Here is a 2,962-nt window from a genome sequence, read left to right as displayed (position 1 = left end):
TAGAGCTGCCGGAGATAACGTATCTACTTATACGCCTGTTGGTTCGTTTGCTAACGCAGTTTTCTATAAAACTATCAGTTTTGTAGCACCAAGCAGTGGTTCTGTAACCTTTGAAACGGTTGGCGGCAGTATTACAGGAGGGTTCCCTTATGATACCTATATGTCGCTTTATCTGAATACTTTTACGCCTGGTAGTCCGGCTACCAATTTCCTGAAAGGTGATGACGATAGTGGTGATTTACAATATGCTTCAAAAGTTACCTATAACCTCACAGCCGGAACTACCTATGTACTGGTAGTTACTCCTTATGCGAATGGCTATACCGGAAGTTTTGTCGTACAGGCAACTTCGGCTGTCTTCCCTATAACCAATAGCTGGTTTACTGCTGCCTCCGGTGGAAGTTCTATATTCACAGGCAATGTGTTCAATCCGGTAGGTGTAGCCGGGTCGGGTATCCCGAATACCGCTACCCCGGGTTCAACTGATTTCTATGTTCAGTCTAATATTACAGGAGCCTGCCGTACCAAAACTACCTTTACTATTACTGCGCCAAGTGTAGGCGGTACGGTTGCCGGAAGTCAATCGGTATGTATAGGTGCCAATTCAGGTACACTAACCCTCAGCGGACACACGGGTTCAATTGTGAGATGGGAGTCTTCTACTGATAACTTTGTGAGTAACATTGTTACTATTGCCAATACAACTACTACGCTCAATTTCTCTAATCTGTCGCAAACAACCAAATACCGGGCAGTGGTTAAAAATGGTAACTGTGCGGCCATTAATTCGGCAGTGGCTACTATCACTGTAATTACGGCCTCAGCACCTACACCAACAAACGGCAGTCGTTGTGGCACAGGCTCGGTAACGCTTACTGCCACAGGTTGCGCAGGTGGTACGATTAACTGGTATGCAGGCGTAAGTGGCGGAACATCAATAGCTACAGGCACCAGCTTTAATACGCCAAGTATCTCCACTACTACCAACTACTATGTAGGTTGCCTGATCGGTGGTTGTACATCAAATAGAGTTTTGGTAACCGCCACAGTAACCAATGCCAATCCGCCGACTACCACCAATGGTAGCCGTTGTGGTACAGGTTCTGTAACGCTTACTGCCTCCGGTTGTGCAGGTGGTACTATTAACTGGTATGCAGGTGTAACTGGTGGAACTTCCTTAGGTGCAGGCACGAGCTTTAATACGCCAAGTATCTCCACTACTACTAACTATTATGCCAGTTGTACGGTGGGTACCTGTACATCGGTTAGGGTAACGGCCACTGCTACGGTAACCAATACGACTCCACCGACTCCGACAGCAGGTAGCCGTTGTGGCACAGGGTCAGTAAATCTTAAAGCCACCGGATGTGCAGGGGGTACTATTAACTGGTATGCAGGTGTAAGCGGCGGAACCTCATTAGCAACTGGCACCAGCTTTAATACGCCAAGTATCTCCACTACTACCAACTACTACGTGAGTTGTACTATTGGTAACTGTATATCAAATAGAGTATTGGTAACGGCTACGGTAATCAATGCCAATCCGCCAACTACCACCAATGGCAGCCGTTGTGGAACTGGCTCTGTAACGCTTACTGCCTCCGGTTGTGCAGGTGGTACAATTAACTGGTATGCAGGTGTAAGTGGTGGAACTTCCTTAGGTGCAGGCACCAGTTTTAATACGCCAAGTATATCAACTACTACTAACTATTATGCAAGCTGTACAATAGGTACTTGTACATCTGCCAGAGTAACGGCCACTGCTACGGTAACTAATCCGACTCCGCCGACTCCGACAGCAGGCAGTCGTTGTGGCACTGGTTCTGTAACCCTTACTGCCACCGGATGCGCAGGTGGTACGATTAACTGGTATGCAGGCGTAAGTGGGGGAACATCTTTAGGTACAGGCACGAGCTTTAATACGCCAAGTATTGCTACTACTACTACCTATTATGTGGGTTGTTCGCTGATAGGCGCAAGCCCTTGTCAGTCGGTAAGAGTGCCTGTAGTGGCTACTGTCAATGTCAATCTTACTTTCTCGGGTAGTCAGGCAGCAGGCAATTACCGGGTGTCTCAAACCATTACCAGTACCGCCAATGTAGCCACAGGTGTCAATTATTATGCAGCAAAAGCGATAGTGATGAACCCCGGTTTTCAGGCAGGAGGCAGCGAGGTCTTTCTGGCTAAAATAGAAGACTGTCCGTAATGATAACAATTTCGGCAGGAGTTAAATAAGAGTTTATTTGTTGTTTAGAATAGGGCTGTATTGAAAGGAAGGAGTTCAGAATAATATTTGGCAGCGTACCGTTTGGAAAAATCCTCATCCCAACCCTTCTCCTGAAAAAGGAGAAGGGCTTAAAGTCTCCCTCCGCGCGGCGGCCGCTCCTTTTTCAGGAGAGGGAGATTTAGAGGGTGAGGAAAAATTTGTGCCAAATATAATTTTGCCAACAATTTCCTTTTAATACAGCCATTTTTTTACGCCTGTTTATAACCTATTACTGCGAAAACCTACTCATTTATAGTTTAAAAATCATTCTTTTCTCAATCCAGGCTTAACCGTATAATAAGGTTTAGGCATATTTCTTCTATTTACTGTTTATTATCAATAGTTTTGCTTATAGAATAAAAAGCCTTGATATACTATACCTATTATATAAAAGTCTGATGAAGACATACCTTCTGATTGTTTTTTTACTATTGCTCTATGAGTGGCCGCTTATGGGTCAGGACAAGCCTAAAAGCATGGGTATCAATGAGCTGTCGAACGCAGTGGTAATGTTGTATCAACGCACAAACGGTATGGGACTCAGGTAGCGATTTACCCGTACCTAAGTATCTACCTACGTTTATCAAGCTGAATAAACGCCTGTCAGAAAATCTTTTACTGTGGCTGGTTTTCTGCCTAAAAGGTTAGCTAAATCTGTTTCGGTTGAAGAAAATTCTCCTTGTCTGAAACCCTCGG

At 45.0% G+C, this 2,962-nt stretch carries 2 protein-coding genes; both read left to right on the top strand.

What is annotated here, in order from left to right; translation table 11 throughout:
* Positions 1-2,206, top strand: a 2,206-nt coding sequence (locus tag EWM59_RS28020; RefSeq protein ID WP_374755961.1) for an Ig-like domain-containing protein, incomplete at its 5' end; no start/stop codon positions are given.
* A 458-nt stretch (positions 2,207-2,664) separates the two neighbouring features.
* Positions 2,665-2,814: a hypothetical protein gene (locus EWM59_RS28015; RefSeq protein ID WP_165372286.1), complete on the top strand. Its 150-nt coding sequence runs from the start codon at positions 2,665-2,667 to the stop codon at positions 2,812-2,814.
* Positions 2,815-2,962 lie beyond the last annotated feature (148 nt).

Origin of the sequence: Emticicia agri, assembly GCF_004168285.1 — a bacterium.
In the GTDB taxonomy this organism is placed as follows: Bacteria; Bacteroidota; Bacteroidia; order Cytophagales; family Spirosomataceae; genus Emticicia; species Emticicia agri.
Note: the sequence above shows the minus strand (reverse complement) of the source record. Positions and strands in the feature narration are given on the sequence as shown.